The sequence below is a fragment of the Flavobacterium limnophilum genome (genome assembly GCF_027111315.2).
Lineage (GTDB): Bacteria > Bacteroidota > Bacteroidia > Flavobacteriales > Flavobacteriaceae > Flavobacterium > Flavobacterium limnophilum.
On the sequence record NZ_CP114289.2, the window covers coordinates 3,321,409 to 3,340,370 of the forward strand.

The following is an 18,962-nucleotide window of genomic DNA, read 5'->3' on the forward strand; positions in this document are numbered from 1 at the left end:
ATTAAGCGGTATAAAGTGATGTTCCGTTTGAGATTTTAACATCGTATATTTTTAATTCTATTCCAAAAGTATCAAAATAAAGTGCTGAAAGCTGCTTTTTAATTCGTTCTTCTTGCCCTTTTTTGATCAAGTTGATGGTACAACCGCCAAAACCGCCCCCCATCATTCGAGAACCTATTACGGCTTCGTCCTTTTTGAGCGTATCTACAATCATGTCCAATTCGGCGCAACTCACTTCGTAATCTTCCGACAAACCTTCGTGTGTTTCAAACATTAATTTACCCAAAGTCAGGATGTCTCCTTTGTCCAAGGCTTCGCAGGCCAATATCACGCGTTTGATTTCTTTAACCGCAAAATGACTTCGCTTGAATACTTCCTTGCTCATTTTGTCTTTCAAGCTGATTACTTGATTTTCGGTGCAATCCCTGAAACTGGTAATTTTGGGATAATTTTTTTTGATGGTGGCGATTCCTTCTTCACATTGCTGTCTTCTTTCATTATAAGCCGATGTCATCAAGGAATGTTTCACGTTCGAATCGAATAAAATCAAGGAATAATCACTGAAATTGGCGTCGTGGTATTCATATTCCAAAGTGCGGCAATCAATTTTTATCACTTTGTCTTCCTTTCCCATCACACTCGAAAACTGGTCCATGATACCGCAATTGATTCCCACCCAATGTTCGGCACTTTGTCCCATTAATGCTAAATCAACCGGCTTTATGTCCAATCCAAAAAGTTCCTTGATTCCGAACAAGAATCCACATTCCAACGCTGCCGAAGATGACAATCCGGAACCTACGGGAATATTACTGCTAAAAACACAGTTCACACCTTCAAATTCAAATCCTTTTATTTTCAATTGGTTGATGACACCACGAATATAATTGGTCCAAACTTTATCGCTCAACTTAACTTCCTCGGCTAAATCGATTTCGAATTCTTCGCCAAGATCAATGGCAATTATTTTTGAAGTATTGGTATTGTTCTTTTCGAATGCAAAACAAATGATTTTGTCAATTGCGGCGGGCAAAACATATCCGTCGTTGTAGTCAATGTGCTCACCGATAATGTTGATTCTTCCCGGAGACAAAACCGTTTTCTGGGGAGTTGACCCAAAACTTTTTTCAAAGAAAGCAATCGTTTTGTTTATTAAAATATCATTCATGGTTAATTTTTTAAAGTAGCTTTTTATGTTTTTTGAAACAGGAATCCAAAATTAAAGCAATTGTCACAAATTACACACCAGTACCTACCAGTTTTTTATTAACTTGCAATAAAATACTTTTTTATGAAAATCATAAACATACAAAACAATCAGGGCGTACCCAAATACAAGCAAATTATTTCCTCCATTGAAAAAACCATTGAAGAAGGCCACTTGAAAAAGGATGAAAAAATCCCCTCCATCAACAAAGTTTGCATGGAGTTTTCACTATCCCGCGATACGGTTTTGCAAGCCTATGAAGAATTGAAAAAAAGAGGCATCATTTACGCCATTCTCGGGAAAGGATACTATGTAAAAAGCACTGAAGTCAACATCAAACAAAGGATTTTTCTACTTTTCGAAGAACTGAATATTTTCAAGGAAGACCTCTATAATTCCTTTATGGAAAACATTGGAAAAGGCGTTGAGATTGATATTTTCTTCCATCATTTCAATCTCAAAGTTTTTCAAAAACTAATCAATGACAGCAATGGCAATTATACTAAATATGTTATAATGCCCACCAATTTGGTTGGAGCGGCCGACATTATAAAAACCCTACCAGTAAATGAAGTTTACATACTGGACCAAACCAATCCAGAACTAAAATCTTTTCCTGCAGTTTACCAAAATCACCTTACGGACATTTATAATGGTTTACTAAAAGGCAAATCCCGACTAGACAAATACCAGAAATTAATCATGATTTTTCCGGGTTTCCGAGAACCTTTGGGAATGAAAATGGGTTTCGAGAAATTCTGCAACGACTTTGCATTCGACCACGAAGTCATCACCGAATTCAAAAACCGGGAAATCAAAAAAGGGGAAGTCTATATTATTCCTACCGACCGAGACTTGGTTCAAGTAATCGAAAAATCTAAACTTCAAAACTTAAAGTTGGGCAGCGATTTCGGGATTATCTCCTATAATGAAACGCCGTTGAAAAAAATTGTCGAAAACGGCATCACCACCATTTCGACCAATTTTGAGGAAATGGGAAAAATTCTTGCCCAAATGATCCTGAAAGGAAAAAAAGAACAAATCGAAAACAAAAGCAACTTGATTATTCGGAATTCTTTATAAAAATCCTGTAAATTGTAATTAAGTTTTATCACTTGAAACTATGAGAAAAATAGAAACAAAAAAAGAATACATCGCAATAACGAATCGTATCGAGGAATTGCTTACCCTTGTGGACAACAACACACCTACCAATGATAAAAATTTTATCGAATTGGATTTACTTTCAGATTTAGTAGCCGATTATGAAGAAACTATCGACCCTTCTCTAAAATCTTCTTGAAATACGAATGTTGTTATGGATTACTAACGAAGTTTCCTTACTTCGTACCCATTGCTATATGCTGTTAACATTTATGTAAATCAAAAAACATTTTAAAGCTCAGTTCTTTAAAACACAAAAGCTACAACTTTTATAGATGTAGCTTTTGACTTGTTTTGCCTGTTAGTGTTTGGAGTACAAAATCGAGACTTCGCCAGCAATCCCTTGATTTAATACCTTTTACTTTTATACAACTCTTCTAACAGATGGCTATTGTTTGGTCAAAATCAAATTATTTAATGGCATAATTTGTGTGGCACTACCATTGGGGCAATCTTTTAAAGAAAGGATATCTTGTTGTGGGGTAAAAAACAATCTCATCGTGTTGTTATTACTGCTTGGTTGAATATCAATGATAATACTCCCTATCTGACCACACAGACTTTCTTTTCCACCATAATATAATTCATAGAATGAGCCGTCAACATAATCTCCTTTAATAACATAAGGACTAGTATCTGGCAATGCTCTAGTGTCTTCAATAATTGTTCCGTTAACATCTGAAATAACATAACGCATAAGGAGTTTGTCTTCCAATAAGTTTTTATAATTGCTTGTATATTTTGTTAATATAAATTCATAATTTCTATTATTGTAAGTCCCTTTCCAAGTCCCTACATATTTGTCTAGAATATTATTGACATCTTTTATATATGTTATGTTTTTAGGAATGCCATTAGCGGAATTTATATAGTTTATTTTATTTTCCACGGATAAAATTTGTGCTTTACAAGACAAATTCATTAGGATAATGAATCCTAAAATTAGTAATTTTTTCATTTCTTATTTATTTTGGACAAGGGGTTGTTTGTAATAAATTATTTGTGTCTAATGATTTGTTTTCTGATGTTCCGTCATCGTTTATTTTATATAAAGTGATGCCATTGATGTCCCGCTCTTCGAAGTCTTCTCGAAAATTTTGTTCCTAAGCAGATTCCTGTGCGAATGTCTCCGACTTCGCATCCAATGCAATATGCAATCACAACTTTGCAAATCAAAACAAATCTAATAAAATCAATCCTAATTTATGTCCCAAATGATCCTGAAAGGAAAAAAGAACAAATCGAAAACAAAAGCAACTTGATTATTCGGAATTCTTTATGAAATCACACATCGTGCAATTTTATAAAACAAACAAAAAAACAAAAACAGTTGTAATCTAAAAAAAATTTATATATTTGTAAATGTATTTTTTACACTTATCACTGCTTACCACCTGCTAAATACTGATAAACAACGATTTATAAAACATATTTTTATTTACACAAAAGACAGATTTCAGTAAAATTAATTAACAATAACGATTACTTAACCTGTTTTTTTTAGCTCAAAATTGGGTAAACATAAAAAAAATACATAATTTGCGAGGATTTTTAAAATTATAAAATAATACACACTACAATTTACAAGCATACCTAATTTCACACTTAAAACATGAATAAAAAAATTGACAATTTAGCCGCAGACAACATTAGGGCATTGGCCATTTCGATGGTAGAAAAAGCAAATTCAGGACACCCTGGAGGTGCCATGGGAGGTGCTGATTTCTTGCACATTCTTTATACAGAATATTTGAATTTTGACCCAACTGAAATGGACTGGTCTTTCAGGGATCGTTTCTTTATGGATGCCGGACACTTATCGGCATTAATGTATGCACAATACAATTTGTTGGGGAATTACAAAAAAGAAGACTTGCAAAATTTCAGACAATGGGGTTCTATCACTCCTGGACACCCTGAAGTGGATGTTCTTAGAGGAATAGAAAACACTTCTGGACCATTAGGACAAGGGCACGCCATGGGAGTTGGAGCCGCGATTGCCGCCAAATTCTTGGATGCAAGATTCAAAGGTCTTTTCGAACACAAAATATACGGTTTCATCACTGACGGTGGAGTTCAAGAAGAAATCTCACAAGGAGTTGGTCGTATTGCAGGACATTTAGGTTTGAACAATTTTATCATGTTTTATGATTCTAATGATGTTCAACTTTCTTCCATGACCGACGAAGTTACGTCTGAAGATACTGCCATGAAATACATCGCTTGGGGATGGAAAGTAATCACCGTTGATGGACACGACCACGACCAAATCAGAAAAGCATTGGACGAAGCCAATGCAGAAACAGAAAAACCAACCTTAATTATTGGTAAAACCATTATGGGTAAAGGTTGCGTTCTTGCAGATGGTTCCATGTATGAGGGCGAATGCGAATTGCACGGAAAACCAATTGGTGACACCAAAGCTGATTTCAATAAAACCTTGATCAATTTGGGTGCCAATCCAGAAAGTTCTTTTGATATTTACGAAGAAGTTCAAGCACATTATACTACAGTATTGGCTCAAAAAACGGAAGCTGCCGCTAAAAAGAAAGCGACTGTTGCTGCTTGGAAAGCCGCCAATCCAGCATTGGCCCAAAAAATGGATTCTTTCTTGTCTGGAGTACTTCCTGACTTGGATTTGAGTCAAGTAGTTCAAAAAGCAAATGTTGCCACAAGAGAAGCTTCTTCTGCAGTATTGGGGTATTTGGCAGAAAACTTGGAAAACGTAATCGTTTCTTCGGCAGATTTATCCAACAGTGACAAAACGGATGGTTTCTTGAAAAAATCTTCTGTTTTACAAAAAAATGATTTCAGTGGTGCTTTCTTGCAAGCTGGTGTTGCCGAATTGACCATGACAGCTATCGCAAACGGAATCGCCCTTCACGGAGGTGTCGTTCCTGTAGTGGCAACTTTCTTCGTGTTTTCTGATTACATGAAACCAGCAATACGTTTGGCTGCCATCCAAGAATTGCCAGTAAAATACGTCTTGACACACGATTCATTTAGAGTAGGTGAAGACGGGCCAACCCACCAACCAATTGAGCAAGAAGCCCAAATGCGTTTGATGGAAAAAGTAAAAAACCACTCTGGACACCAAAGTTTATTGGCACTTCGTCCTGCCGATGCCATCGAAACTTCAGTGGCTTGGGATATGGCGTTGAAAAACACGACTACTCCAACTGCCTTGATTCTTTCCAGACAAAACATCAAAGACATTCCTGCAACAGGAACTTCAAGATACCAAGACGCAACCGAAGCCAAAAAAGGTGGTTATTTAGTAAAATCGACTCCAAATGCCGATATTACTTTATTCGCAAACGGATCGGAAGTTTCGACACTTTTGGATGCTGCCCTAATTTTAGAAAAAGGAAATAACCTAAAAGTAAACGTTGCTTCCATCATCTCTGAAGGATTGTTCAAACAACAATCAAAAGAGTACCAAGAAAGCGTTATTCCAAAAGGAAAATTGGTTTTCGGATTGACTGCCGGACTTCCAGTAAACTTGGAAGGATTGATTGGCGACAGCGGAAAAGTGATTGGATTAGACCATTTCGGTTATTCAGCGCCAGCAAGTGTCTTGGATCAAAAATTCGGATTCAACCCTGAAAGTGCTTCCAAAGAAATCTTGAAATACATCGAAGAAAGCAAATAAATTGCTTTTTGAAACCAAATCAAAACCCGTAGCAAACAAATGTTTACTACGGGTTTTTTATGTTTTTTGAATAACTGTTTTAGCTTGAAAAACTACAAACCACCAATTATTTATAGATTCAAAACGAAGTCATTCAATAACTTGGCATCGTATTTTTCTTTGTCGAAAGTATAAAGATAGGATCCTTTTCGGGAGGACTGCATGTCTTTCTCGTCCAATTTTACTAGAATGTCCAGCGAATTGATTTTGCTGATAAAATTTCTCTTGTCCAATTCTTTATCTAAAATAGATTCATACAATTCCAATAGTTGACGCATCGTGAATTTCTCCGGCAAGAGTTCAAATCCAACGGGCTTCATCGAAGTTCTATAACGCAATCTTCTAATGGCGTGCCTTACCATACTGTCGTGGTCAAAAATTAATTTTGGTGCGTCAGCAACTTTAAACCATTGTGGATGATAATTCTGAATCAATTCGGCATTATGATTTTCAATATTGATTAAAGCATAATAGGCAACCGATATGGTTCGTTCAACGGGATCACGATCAATTTCACTATAAGCGTGCAATTGTTCCATATAAATATCCTGAAGACCGGTATAACTTTCCAGGATTCGAATCGCTGCGGTATCCAACACTTCTTCCTTTTTAAGAAAACCACCTATCAAGGACCACTTCCCTTTTTCGGGTTCAAAATCCCTCTTGATTAAAAGTATTTTTAATCCTTCATGGTCAAAACCAAAAATAATACAATCCACAGCCAACAATACTTTGTCGGCTGTACTATAACTATTTAACATCTTAAATTTATTTTTTCAGGGTAAATATAACAACTTCCTTATAGGTTTCATAATTTATTAGTGTTATTTCAACACTAAATAATAAAATCACCCAAAACTACACTTCCTTTTTTGAAAATTTTGGCTTTATTTTTAATTTCATTGGAGAGAAGCATCAATTATTTTTTAGAGTTTTTTTTGATTTCAATCGATTTAGTGCTTTTTTTTTGGAAAAATCATCCGCTTTGGAATGGCCTTTTTAACACAATCAACCACCGATTAATTTTTTTTACAACATCGACCGCTGTGTTTTGTAGTAAAAAATAACAGAAATAGCCTTTGTTTTGCAACTTTACTTTTTGTTGCAAAAACAGTGATTTTTGATATAATGTTTGGTTTTAGATGAAAAAGTGTAAATTTTACACGAATTGTTGGAAAAACAACCGATTGTTTAAACGGAAACAATAATTTTTAAATGTTCATTTTACACTTAATTTATGATATTTTCTATTTTTCATTATTTTTTTTACCAAATACATTTGTTTATGTTCTTTTTTTTTAATTATATTTACAAATGTAAAACTAACACTTATTATTAACCAAAAAAACCATTAAGATGACAAACAAACGATTATTTTATTATTGTAATTTTTTATTACCGAGAAAAGCTTGGCTTTTGACTATGGTGGTAATGCTATTTTCTTCTTATAATCTTGTCGCCCAAAACGAAAAAATGATTACAGGAAGCATCACTTCAGCGAAAGACGGATTGACGTTGCCAAGTGTCAATGTTGTTGTAAAAGGAACTCAAAGATCGGCAAATGCTGATTTTGACGGAAAATATGTCATTCAGGCAAATCCTGGGGAAATTTTAGTTTTCTCTTACATAGGTTATGCAACACAACAAGTCACTGTGGGCAACCAAGACAAAATTAATGTTGCATTGAAAGAAGACGTCAACAAACTGGATGAAGTGGTGGTTATTGGATACGGAACACAAAAGAAATCAGATCTTTCCGGAGCTGTAAGTGTCGTGAATATGGAATCTGCCAAAAAAGTAGTTACCTATGATACTGCAAAAATGCTTCAAGGACAAGTTGCCGGTGTTACAGTACAATCTTCCGGCGAGCCTGGAGGATTTGTAAACATCAAAATTAGAGGTCTAAACTCTTTTACCAACAACAACCCTCTTTTTGTAATTGACGGGATGATTGTGGATGCTCCTTTTGATTTTGCTCCTGGCGATGTCGAGTCTATGCAGGTATTAAAAGATGCTTCTTCTGCCGCCATTTATGGTGTTCGCGGAGCCAATGGAGTTGTAATCATTACAACCAAAAAAGGAAAATTGGGACAACTAAGCGTGAAATACAAATCACTTATAGGTTTCCAGAATGTGGCCAAGACTTGGGACGTGACTGATAGAGTGGGTTATCAAACAATTACCAGTGCTGCCGAAAAAAATGCAGGATTAACAATAGCTCCAGGAAATGACCCTACAAATCCAAGCTATATCACCAATGTTGATACTAATTGGCAAGCCGAGGCTTATGAAACAGGCATTGTAGAAAACCATTCGTTGGCATTTAATGGTGGTGCTGAATCTTTGGCATACAATATGAACTTGGATTATTTCAAAAATAGCAGCTACATCAAGTCTCCGCAAGATTATGAAAGAATGTCCATGAACTTGAATTTGAATGGCAAAAAAGGAATATTCAAATACGGTACAAAAATAGGCTACACACAATCTGACAAAGAAAACTTCAACAGCTATGTTGGCGAAACAGCAATTGGTGCTTTAGTTGGAGCAATTCCTACAATGCCAGTTTATGATGCCAATAGATTAGGCGGTTACGGTGGCACGGACAACTTGACTCAAAGAGCTATATCGCTAAACGTTATTGGATTCAATAATTTAATCGAAAACAACGGACAAAGAAATCGCTTTATTGGAGATATCTGGGGAGAATTTGAAATCGTAAAAGGCTTGAAATATAAAATTGATGCCAGTTTTGACCGATTGGATTATGAAAACAGTAAATACATTCCTCAAAGTGATTTAGGATGGTATTATATTACAACCAAAGAAGAAGCTTCTCTAGATGTTTCAACTGGCAGCATAGATAAAACTTTCTTCAACAATACTTTAACTTACTCCAAAGAAATAGACAAACATAAATTTGACGCTTTGGTAGGTATCGTCCAAGAGCGCAGCGATTCTTACAATCACTGGTCAAGAGGCGTAGGTTATGATTATGGTGAAATCAGTATGCTACAATATGCAGATGACACAAGCACAGGAGAACGTAAAGAAACAATAACCGGCAAATCATACATAAGCCGTGTAAACTATTCTTATGATGATCGTTATTTATTGCAAGCCAACTTTAGACAAGACAAATCTTCTTTGTTTAGCGAAAAAAACAATACCGCCAACAACTACTCTTTCTCTGGAGCTTGGAAATTGAGCAACGAAAAATTCATTCACTTGCCAGAATGGGTAAGCAACATCAAACTAAGAGGTAGTTATGGTAAATTAGGAAACAACACTATTGCTCCGTATTTCTTCGCCACGACAATCAACAGCTTCGCTGGATATGATTTCAATAACGCCTTGGCTCCTGGAACAACAGTTGTAGCTTCTTTAGACCCAGATGTAAAATGGGAAGACAATGAAACTACAGATGTGGCTATTGAAGTTGGATTATTCAACAATGATTTGCAATTTACGGCTGAATATTTTGTAAAAAATTCCACAAACCTTTTAATTGGAGTTCCGTTACCCTATTCTACTGGTGCATTCCCTGCAAGCATTACAACAAATGCAGGAGCAATGAAAAACACGGGATTTGAATTTTCTGCAACCTACAACAACAATCGCCACGCTTTCAAATATAGCATCTCTGCTAATTTAGGAACTTTGAAAAATGAAGTGAAGCAAATTGGAATTAATGGAAACCCACTTTATGGTACCTTTTCAAAATCAGAAGTCGGGAGGTCAATGGGAGAAATATTTGCTTATGAAACAGCAGGAATATTTCAAGACGCTGCCGATTTAGCCGCATCACCTACTCAAACCAATGCCGGAGTGGGCGACCTTAAATTCAAGGATGTCAACGGAGACGGAATGATTAGTGATTTAGACAGAACTTATCAAGGGATTACCATTCCTAAATACAGCTATGGTATCAATTTTAGCAGTACCTACAAAAACTGGGATTTCTCTATGTTTTGGCAAGGTGCCGGTGGAAACAAAGTTTTCAATGGTATATATCAAAATTTAATGTCAGCACAATACGGTAATCACCATACAGACATGTTAAACTACTGGACACCAACAAACACTAATACTGACGTACCTCGTCCAATGATTGGCGACCCTAATGCCAACGGAAGAGAATCTAACCGTTTTGTAGAAGATGGAGACTACTTAAGACTACAAACTATGGAAATTGGTTATGAAATTCCAATCCCTGTAAACAATGTTGTTCAAAAAGCAAAAGTGTTCGTAAACGGTCAAAACCTATGGACTATTACCAAATATACTGGTGCAGACCCTGATTTTAACAGCAACGACGGATTAAGATCCAGAGGTTATGACGGAGGTTCATTCCCTAATCCTAGAACTATTTCTTTAGGAGTTGAAGTAAATTTTTAAAATTAGCAAACCATTAAAAACGAATCAAAATGAAATATAAAATATATAATTATTTAGCTGGTTTCTTTTCACTGGCGATTGTAACAACAAGTTGTGTTAACGATGAAGATTTAGTTCAAGTTGACCCCAACAATGATGCCGTGGATTCCTTTTGGAAAACAGACCAAGACGCCATCGAGGGAGTGAATGCAGTCTATGGAAGCTTATTGACTGACGGAACTTATATGCGAAGCACCCCCTTATTATTAGACTTAAAAGGAGATGACGCCAGAAGCAACAGCCCTTGGGGCGCTATGTACAATGTGGGGCGTTTCAACTCAAATGTTTCTGATGCCGCAATTTATGGCTGGGCTTACGAAACCTACTATCAAGGTATTTATCGCGCGAACCAAGTGTTAGAAAATGTACCTGCAATAGAAATGGATGCCACACTTAAAAACAGAATTCTTGGAGAGGCTCATTTTTTAAGAGGTTTATATTTGTTTCATGCAGTAAATATGTTTAAAAACGTGCCAGTGCCAACAAAAATAGCCGCTTTCTATCCACAAAAAACAGAAGCAGAAGGTTGGGCTCAAGTAATAGCAGATTTCAAGGCAGCCGCAGATTTACTTCCTCCCTCCTACACAGACATTAATGATAAAGGACGTGCCACAAAAGGTGCCGCTCTGGGATATATGGGTAAAGCTTATTTGTTTACCAAAGATTTTCCTAATGCCAAAATTGCATTCAAACAAGTAATTGATTTAGGCGTTTATTCTTTAGTGTCCAATTATCGTGATAACTTTACAGACACGAACGAAAACAATTCAGAATCTCTTTTCGAAGTACAATTCAGCAGAAGTGCTGGAGGTGTTGATTTAGGTTGGGGCGGATCTCCAGCTGTTGGTTGGGGAAAAACTTCAGCCAGAGCCATTACTTATGGACCAAGAGTTTTTGGATGGACAGACGTACAACCTACGTTTACATTATTTAATGAATTCCAAGAAGAAAAAACGGTGACAAATACGGTAGACCCACGTTTAGACGCAACGATGTTCTACAACAAACCTGGAGGAATGCAACTTTACGGCAAAGATTTCGCTACTTTTTACGCAGGTAATGCAGGAGATTTGAATGATTTATTTTGCAGAAAATATCAAAATTCCGATGGGGCTTATGCAGACGAAAAAGACTGGCGTTCTGGAATAAACGAACGTTTATTGCGTTATGCCGACATATTGTTGATGTATGCAGAGTGTTTGAACGAAACAAGCGACACTCCAGGCGCATATACTTACATACAAATGGTAAGAAACAGGGTTGGTTTGCCTAATTTAGCCACTGTAAAACCAAACATGACCCAAGCACAAATGAGAGACCAAATTGGACATGAAAGATTCTTGGAATTCCCATTGGAAGGTCACCGTTTTGATGACATCCGTCGTTGGGGCTGGTTACAAGATCCCGTAAAGTTGGCGTGGTTAAAAACAAGAGATGTTGAATTTAATTCTTATACAAAAGGAAGAGAATTCTTTCCGATACCACAATTAGAAAAGGACAACAATCCTGGGACAATCCAGAATGAAGGTTATTAAATATTAAGTTGAATTAGTTAGTTTAGTTAGTTAGAATTAGTTTAGAATTGTTAATATCATGTGGTAAGACCTAAAAATCTTGCCACGTGATATTATAACTTAAAGTCATTATGAAAAAAGCGTTATTAATTTTATCAGTTTATGTTTTTTGTAGTCAAAGTGTTTTTTCTCAAAAAGAAACAACAGTAATTTCCCTAAAAAACATTGAAAATGCACCAACAATCAACAAAAACATCTACGGTCATTTTGCCGAACATCTCGGCAGGTGTATTTACGGAGGTTTTTTTGTGGGCGACACTTCAAAAATACCCAACACAGCTGGTGTCAGGAATGATGTTGTTAAAGCTCTAAAAGAATTAAAAATACCAAACTTGCGTTGGCCAGGCGGTTGTTTTGCCGACACCTACCACTGGAAAGATGGTATTGGCCCCAAAGAACAAAGACCAACAATTGTAAACCAATGGTGGGGTGGCGTGACCGAAGACAACAGCTTTGGAACACACGATTTTTTAAATATGTGCGAATTACTGGGAACCGAACCTTACTTGGCTGGAAACTTGGCAACTGGCACAGTTCAAGAAATGGCAGACTGGGTACAATACGTAAACTTTGCAGGCAAAAGCCCAATGAGTGATTTGCGTGTCAAAAATGGAAGAAAAGAACCTTGGAAAGTGAAAATATGGGGCGTTGGCAACGAAGCTTGGGGTTGTGGTGGCAATATGACAGCCGAATATTACACTGGCGAATACCGAAAATATGCCACCTTCATGTCGGATTGGACTAACTCTGGCGCATTGATGCGCGTGGCCTCTGGAGCCAATAGCGGCGACTATAATTGGACAGAAACAATAATGAAAAATATTCCAGGCAATATGCTTGGTGGTGTCGCTTTGCATCATTATTCCGTAATTGATTGGAACAAAAAAGGAGATGCTGTCGATTTTGCCGAAGACATTTATTTCAGGACCATGACGGAAGCCTTGAAAATGGAGGAATTGGTTACCAAACATTCCGCCATTATGGACAAATACGATCCAAAGAAAAATATAGCCTTGGTAGTCGATGAATGGGGCGGTTGGTATGAAGTTGAAAAAGGCAGCAATCCCGGCTTTTTATACCAACAAAACACAATGAGAGACGCCGTTTTGGCGGGAACTACCCTGAATATTTTCAACAATCATGCCGAGAGGGTTCGCATAGCCAATTTGGCCCAATGCGTCAATGTGTTGCAAGCGGTAATTCTTACCGACAAAACAAAAATGTTGTTGACACCAACATACCACGTAATGAAAATGTACAGCGTGCACCAAGACGCCACATTAATACCGTTAACATTCGAGTCGCCATTGTACACATTCAACGACAAAAGTTTACCGGCCATTAACGTTTCGGCTTCAAAAGACGCCAAAGGTTTAACCCACATTTCATTGGTAAATGTTGACTCCAAAAAAGAAAACAAAATAGAAATAGACCTCAATGCACTTGGAATCAAAACAGTGACAGGAACCATACTTGCTTCATCCAAATTGCAAGACCACAACACATTCGACAATCCAACAAAAATTCAACCAACGGTTTTTAAAGGTTTCGAAATCAAAAAAGGTAAATTAGAAATCGTAATACCTCCTTTTTCTGTTGTAACTTTAGAAGGAAAATAAAAACAACTAAAATGAAAAAATCAAATTCCATCTTAAAATTAGCACCCTATCTAGTACTTTTTTTATTGGTTATTTCAGGCAGCAGTTGTTCTGGAAGCGATGACAGCCCCACTCCGCCAGTTGTAGTTCCGCCTGTAGTTCCGCCAGTTGTAGTTCCACCTACATTTGCAGGCCCTACTTATGCCGATAATTATTCTTCCATAGCAGCATGGGGTTCTAATTCGCAATGGAATTTGGCCAACGTGCACGACCCTACGGTCGAAAAAAGCGGGGAATATTATTATATGTACCAAACCGATGCTTCCTACGGAAATGCACATGAAGGTCACGGACATTTTCCTTACAGACGCTCCAAAGACCTGGTGACTTGGCAATACATGGGATCCGCCATGGCTGCGGCTCCAGAATGGGTAAAAGATTCCTTGAATAACAAAAGAGCCCGCATGAATCCACCTTTGCCGGCTATTGCAAATCCAAGATACGGCTATTGGGCGCCTTACGTGAAAAAAGTGGGCAGCAAATACCGCATGTACTACAGCATCGTGGTGGATGAACCAATTACGGGAACCAGTTTTGACACCTCATGGTCGGAAAGAGCATTCATTGGATTGGCAGAATCCGACGATTTAGCCTCCAATGTTTGGGTAGACAAGGGAATGGTAATTTGTTCTGAACCTGATGGCGTAAAAAGTTATATCAGAAATGATGCTAATGACTGGAATGCTTATTTCAAATTCAATGCCATCGACCCAACTTTTATCATTACTCCTGAAGGCGAACATTATTTAATTTACGGTTCTTGGCATTCCGGAATTGCAGCATTGAAACTGAATCCAACCACGGGTAAACCGGATAAATTAAAAACACTTGCCGATTACGGAACCCGCATCGCTTCTCGAAATGCCACCAGCCGTTGGCAAGGTTCCGAAGGCCCAGAAATCATCTACAATCCCGACACCCAATATTACTATCTTTTCTTGGCTTATGATGGCCTTGATGTTCCTTACAACACCAGGGTTTGCCGTTCAAAAAGTATTACAGGGCCTTTTGTAGGTATCAACGGAGCCAATGTTACCAATGGAGCCGATGCTTGGCCTATGCTTACGCATCCTTACAGTTTCAACAACCATACCGGATGGGTTGGATTTGCACATTGTTCCGTTTTCCAAAATCCAGACACCAAACAATGGTTTTATGCTTCTCAGGCTCGTTTGCCAAAGGATGTGCCGGGCATCAATGTATCGAATGCCTTGATGATGGGACACGTTCGCGCCATAAAATGGACCGAAGACGGTTGGCCGGTTGTCGATGCTGAACGCTATGCAGCCGTGCCCGAAACCACAATTACCGAGGCTTCATTTATTGGTTCATGGGAACAAATCACGATGAATTATCAGTATGCAACCATCCAAAAATCGGTTACCATATACTTGACCGCCGACAAAAAGGTGAGCGGTGGAGTTACCGGAACTTGGTCGTATGACAGCACCAACAAAACATTGACCGTAAATGGCATAAAATGCAAAGTCAGCGATGCTTGGGATTGGGAAAAAAGCACTCGCAAAGTAACCATTTCCTATTCTGGACTTACCGCTGCAGGCGTTCCTGTTTGGGGCAAAAAAATAGATTGATAATTTTTTAATATTGAATTAGTTAGTTAAAAAATGCTCTTCTTGTTTGTATACATGAAGAGCATTTGGATAAAATAACCTCCCTAAAGCACTTTAAAGTCTTTAAAAAAAATGAAAAAAACACTTACCATCGTATCGCTTTTGGCACTCCTTTCGTCTTGCAAAACCACAAAGCCAGAGAACAGTGCGGCTTCCGCCAATGCTGGAAATACGACCCAAACCATCAACAATCCCATCATCAAGGACAAATACACCGCAGACCCGGCAGCTTTGGTGTACAAGGACAAAGTCTATCTTTATACGGGACACGACGTTCCAGAGAAAAATGTCAATTCGTATCGAATGAATGATTGGCTGGTATATTCCTCATCAGACATGACCCATTGGGAAGAGCATCCCGTTCCTCTTAAAACAACCGATTTTGCTTGGGCAAAAGGTGATGCTTGGGCAGGACAAGTGATTGAAAGAAACGGAAAATTCTATTGGTATGTGACCGTTTCGCACGGAACCATCCACGGAAAATCAATTGGCATTGCCGTTTCGGATAGTCCAATTGGCCCATTCAAAGACGCTTTGGGAAAAGCAATTATCACCAATGACATGACAACTAAAACCGCTATTAGTTGGGATGATATCGACCCTACTGTTATCATCGACAATGGCCAGGCTTATCTTTTTTGGGGAAATACGGTTTGCAACTACGTGAAATTAAAAGAAAACATGATAGAAATGGATGGCCCAATTCAAACCATCGACTTGCCCAATTTTACTGAAGCACCATGGATTCACAAACATAAGGATTGGTATTATTTGTCGTATGCCTACCAATTTCCCGAAAAAATTGCCTACGCCATGAGCAAATCAGTAAATGGCCCATGGGAATACAAAGGAATTTTGAATGAAGTGGCAGGAAATTCAAACACCAATCATCAAGCAATAATCGACTTTAAAGACAAATCTTATTTTATTTATCACAATGGCTCCATTCCTACCGATGGAGGAAGTTTTAGACGTTCTGTTTGCGTGGACAGATTATACTACAATCCGGACGGAACCATGAAAAGAGTAATCATGACTTCGGAAGGGATTCAAAAATAAAAACTTATGAAATTTTTCAAACACATTCAAAACCCATTCTTTTTTCTGGCACTGTTGACAACATGTTTTTCTTTCGCCCAAAAAAGACCCGTAACACACGACCCCGTAGTTGCAAAACAAGGAGACGTATATTATCTATTTTGCACCGGACCCGGAATCACGAGTTTTACATCCAAAGATTTAAAAACTTGGACACAGGCCGATCCTGTTTTTGCAAAAGCACCGGATTGGGCCTTGACCGTGGCACCAGGTTTCAACGGACATATTTGGGCTCCGGATATTAGCTTTCACAACGGAATTTACTATTTGTATTATTCCGTTTCGGCATTTGGCAAAAACACCTCGGCCATTGGGCTGGTAACCAATGCTACCCTAAATCCGACCGATTCAAATTACAAATGGACAGACCAAGGCATTGTCATCCAATCCGTACCCAACAGAGATTTGTGGAATGCCATTGATCCCAATTTAATTTTTGACGAAAAAGGAACTCCACGCTTGGCATTTGGATCGTTTTGGACTGGATTAAAAATGGTGAAATTAAATCCTGATTTGAAAAAAATTGCACAACCAGAAGAATGGACAACCATTGCCAGAAGAGACAGAAAAGGTGATTTAGAAGATTCTGAAGCGGGCAATGCAGCTATCGAAGGGCCATTTATTTTTAAAAAAGGAGACTATTATTATCAATTCAACTCTTGGGATTATTGCTGTCGAGGCGAAAAAAGCACTTATAAATTAATGGTTGGTCGCTCTAAATCGGTTACGGGGCCTTATGTCGATAAAAAAGGTCTAGAACTTGCCAAAGGCGGTGGATCCTTGGTTATTGAAGGAAACAAAAACTGGTATGGTGTTGGGCACAATAGCGTGTTTACTTTTGATGGCAAAGATTATACATTTATGCACGGTTATGATGCCAGCGATAAAGCATTACCAAAATTAATCGTGAAAGAAGTAACGTGGGTAGATGGTTGGCCAACGGTAAAACCAATGGATTAAACTTGAAATTAATTATGTACTATTAAAAGAATTAAAAACACCATTCAAACAAATTCGCCAAAGCAATGCTTTTTTGCAATTCAAATGAAGCATTCATCAAAAGATAGTTTGGATACAGAAAACAGAACAAACAAACCTATTTTATGGCAGAAGTGATTGCCACCAACCTGCTTACCTTTTTAAAAATTTACAACTAATTTATGAAATCAAACAATCAAAAATTAAGCATCCTCGAAAAAATCGGATACGGATCAGGCGATGCAGCAGTGAATGTCGTAATCTCTTCGATGTTTCTTATAATCACGTTTTTTTACACCGACATTTTTGGCTTAAAACCCAAAGACATGGCGTTATTATTTCTTTTAGTACGATTTATCGATGCCGTTGCCGATCCAATAATGGGACTGATAACAGACAAATTCACTTCCAAATGGGGACGCTACAGACCGTATTTCCTTTTCCTGTCGGTGCCTTTTGGTCTCTCTGTTTTTTTGACATTTACAACACCCGAATTTGATTATACAGGCAAATTGATTTACGCCTACGTAACTTATATATTTGTTAACCTGATGTTTACATCGGTAACAATCCCTTATATTTCATTGATTGGCGTATTGACAAGCGACTCAAAAGAGCGTTTAACCGCAAACGGATATAGACTTTTCTTTGCAAAAATTGCAGCTTTTCTAGTTTCTATCGTGGTGCCAATTTTGGCCGAGAATTTGGGTAAAAATGATTTGGCCAGAGGATATCAGTTAGCAATGGGTATTATGGCGCTTCTGGGAACCCTACTGTTTTTATTCTGCTTTTTCACAACCAAAGAGCGTGTAGAACATGAAGTCGATAAAAAACCGGTATCAGAACAATTGAAATTGCTTTTCAAAAATGGTCAATGGACACTTTTATTCGGCGTTTGTTTCTTTGGTACGGTAGGTTATGTTATTCGTGGATCGGTAGCCATTTTCTATGCAAAATACTTCCTTGGAGGCGATGCCAGCGTCCAGTCCACATTTATGGCGACAGGTGTAACTGCAGCAATATTGGCGATGCCTGTTTCCACATACATTACCAAACATTACTGTAAAATAAAACTGTTTAAATGGACACAACTAGCAGTTGGTGCCATAAGTTTAGTGATGTTCTTTTTCGTTAAACCCGGAGATATGGCATTGGCTTACGTGATTTATTTTATATTATCCTTTGTTGTCGATTTGCATGCGCCCGTGTTTTGGTCAGCTATATCAGAAGCTGTGGATTACGGTCACGCCGAAACCGGCAAACGTGTTTCTGGACTTTCGTTTGGAGGAATTTCATTTGCCCAAAAAGCAGGAATGGGTGTTGCAGGAGCCGCAGTAGGTTATTTGTTAGACTTTTTTGAATATAGCCCAGATGGTGTTCAAAATGAAACTACTTTAATTGGACTTGCACTGATGTTAACGATTATTCCAGGCGTATTCCATGTAATTATGGGAGGGCTAATGTTTCGTTATAAAATTACCGATGCCTATTATGAAACGATAAAAAAGAAATTGAATATTTAAA

Annotated in this window: 13 protein-coding genes; 10 read left to right on the forward strand and 3 right to left on the reverse strand. The window is 37.8% G+C overall.

The annotated features are described in order from the left end of the window. Position 1: 1 nt before the first annotated feature. A complete protein-coding gene (gene galK / locus OZP13_RS13920) occupies positions 2-1,168 on the reverse strand; it encodes a galactokinase (protein ID WP_281297530.1) in 1,167 nt (388 codons plus the stop codon). Positions 1,169-1,291: 123 nt separating this feature from the next. Here galK and OZP13_RS13925 point away from each other — a divergent pair, with 123 nt between their 5' ends. Together OZP13_RS13925 and OZP13_RS13930 are read left to right on the forward strand one after the other, a co-directional pair. Then, on the forward strand, positions 1,292-2,290 hold the full coding sequence (locus tag OZP13_RS13925) for a GntR family transcriptional regulator (protein WP_281297531.1): 999 nt from the start codon (positions 1,292-1,294) through the stop codon (positions 2,288-2,290). Positions 2,291-2,330: 40 nt separating this feature from the next. Next, positions 2,331-2,510, forward strand: coding sequence for an XRE family transcriptional regulator (locus OZP13_RS13930; RefSeq protein WP_269240726.1), 180 nt, complete (start codon positions 2,331-2,333; stop codon positions 2,508-2,510). Between the two features lie 249 nt (positions 2,511-2,759). Here the strand turns inward: OZP13_RS13930 and OZP13_RS13935 are convergent, their stop codons facing one another. Then, positions 2,760-3,329, reverse strand: coding sequence for a DUF6705 family protein (locus OZP13_RS13935; protein ID WP_281297532.1), 570 nt, complete (start codon positions 3,327-3,329; stop codon positions 2,760-2,762). A gap of 654 nt (positions 3,330-3,983) precedes the next feature. On the opposite strand from OZP13_RS13935, the gene OZP13_RS13940 reads away from it, so the two are divergent. Then, entirely contained in the window at positions 3,984-6,023 is a 2,040-nt protein-coding gene (locus OZP13_RS13940) for a transketolase family protein (RefSeq protein WP_281297533.1), read from the forward strand. A gap of 110 nt (positions 6,024-6,133) precedes the next feature. Here the strand turns inward: OZP13_RS13940 and OZP13_RS13945 are convergent, their stop codons facing one another. After that, a complete protein-coding gene (locus OZP13_RS13945) occupies positions 6,134-6,823 on the reverse strand; it encodes an NUDIX hydrolase (RefSeq protein ID WP_281297534.1) in 690 nt (229 codons plus the stop codon). 595 nt (positions 6,824-7,418) lie between these two features. Here OZP13_RS13945 and OZP13_RS13950 point away from each other — a divergent pair. From OZP13_RS13950 to OZP13_RS13980, 7 genes are all read left to right on the forward strand, one after another. Then, a complete protein-coding gene (locus tag OZP13_RS13950) occupies positions 7,419-10,460 on the forward strand; it encodes a SusC/RagA family TonB-linked outer membrane protein (RefSeq protein ID WP_281297535.1) in 3,042 nt (1,013 codons plus the stop codon). Between the two features lie 29 nt (positions 10,461-10,489). Next, positions 10,490-12,034, forward strand: a complete 1,545-nt coding sequence (locus OZP13_RS13955; RefSeq protein ID WP_281297536.1) for a RagB/SusD family nutrient uptake outer membrane protein — start codon at positions 10,490-10,492, stop codon at positions 12,032-12,034. Positions 12,035-12,144: 110 nt separating this feature from the next. Then, positions 12,145-13,692, forward strand: a complete 1,548-nt coding sequence (locus OZP13_RS13960) for an alpha-N-arabinofuranosidase (RefSeq protein ID WP_281297537.1) — start codon at positions 12,145-12,147, stop codon at positions 13,690-13,692. Positions 13,693-13,703: 11 nt separating this feature from the next. Further along, positions 13,704-15,323: an arabinan endo-1,5-alpha-L-arabinosidase gene (locus OZP13_RS13965; RefSeq protein ID WP_281297538.1), complete on the forward strand. Its 1,620-nt coding sequence runs from the start codon at positions 13,704-13,706 to the stop codon at positions 15,321-15,323. 111 nt (positions 15,324-15,434) lie between these two features. Continuing rightward, positions 15,435-16,421: a glycoside hydrolase family 43 protein gene (locus OZP13_RS13970; RefSeq protein WP_281297539.1), complete on the forward strand. Its 987-nt coding sequence runs from the start codon at positions 15,435-15,437 to the stop codon at positions 16,419-16,421. Between the two features lie 6 nt (positions 16,422-16,427). Beyond that, positions 16,428-17,420, forward strand: coding sequence for an arabinan endo-1,5-alpha-L-arabinosidase (locus OZP13_RS13975; protein ID WP_281297540.1), 993 nt, complete (start codon positions 16,428-16,430; stop codon positions 17,418-17,420). Between the two features lie 200 nt (positions 17,421-17,620). Next, positions 17,621-18,961: an MFS transporter gene (locus OZP13_RS13980; RefSeq protein WP_281297541.1), complete on the forward strand. Its 1,341-nt coding sequence runs from the start codon at positions 17,621-17,623 to the stop codon at positions 18,959-18,961. The last annotated feature ends 1 nt before the right edge of the window (position 18,962 follow it).

What these genes read in the sequence shown, in the direction of transcription:
- galK (WP_281297530.1), bottom strand. Translation starts at nt 1,168, where the DNA reads ATGAATGATATTTTAATAAACAAAACGATTGCTTTCTTTGAAAAAAGT.
- OZP13_RS13925 (WP_281297531.1), top strand. Translation starts at nt 1,292, where the DNA reads ATGAAAATCATAAACATACAAAACAATCAGGGCGTACCCAAATACAAG.
- OZP13_RS13930 (WP_269240726.1), top strand. Translation starts at nt 2,331, where the DNA reads ATGAGAAAAATAGAAACAAAAAAAGAATACATCGCAATAACGAATCGT.
- OZP13_RS13935 (WP_281297532.1), bottom strand. Translation starts at nt 3,329, where the DNA reads ATGAAAAAATTACTAATTTTAGGATTCATTATCCTAATGAATTTGTCT.
- OZP13_RS13940 (WP_281297533.1), top strand. Translation starts at nt 3,984, where the DNA reads ATGAATAAAAAAATTGACAATTTAGCCGCAGACAACATTAGGGCATTG.
- OZP13_RS13945 (WP_281297534.1), bottom strand. Translation starts at nt 6,823, where the DNA reads ATGTTAAATAGTTATAGTACAGCCGACAAAGTATTGTTGGCTGTGGAT.
- OZP13_RS13950 (WP_281297535.1), top strand. Translation starts at nt 7,419, where the DNA reads ATGACAAACAAACGATTATTTTATTATTGTAATTTTTTATTACCGAGA.
- OZP13_RS13955 (WP_281297536.1), top strand. Translation starts at nt 10,490, where the DNA reads ATGAAATATAAAATATATAATTATTTAGCTGGTTTCTTTTCACTGGCG.
- OZP13_RS13960 (WP_281297537.1), top strand. Translation starts at nt 12,145, where the DNA reads ATGAAAAAAGCGTTATTAATTTTATCAGTTTATGTTTTTTGTAGTCAA.
- OZP13_RS13965 (WP_281297538.1), top strand. Translation starts at nt 13,704, where the DNA reads ATGAAAAAATCAAATTCCATCTTAAAATTAGCACCCTATCTAGTACTT.
- OZP13_RS13970 (WP_281297539.1), top strand. Translation starts at nt 15,435, where the DNA reads ATGAAAAAAACACTTACCATCGTATCGCTTTTGGCACTCCTTTCGTCT.
- OZP13_RS13975 (WP_281297540.1), top strand. Translation starts at nt 16,428, where the DNA reads ATGAAATTTTTCAAACACATTCAAAACCCATTCTTTTTTCTGGCACTG.
- OZP13_RS13980 (WP_281297541.1), top strand. Translation starts at nt 17,621, where the DNA reads ATGAAATCAAACAATCAAAAATTAAGCATCCTCGAAAAAATCGGATAC.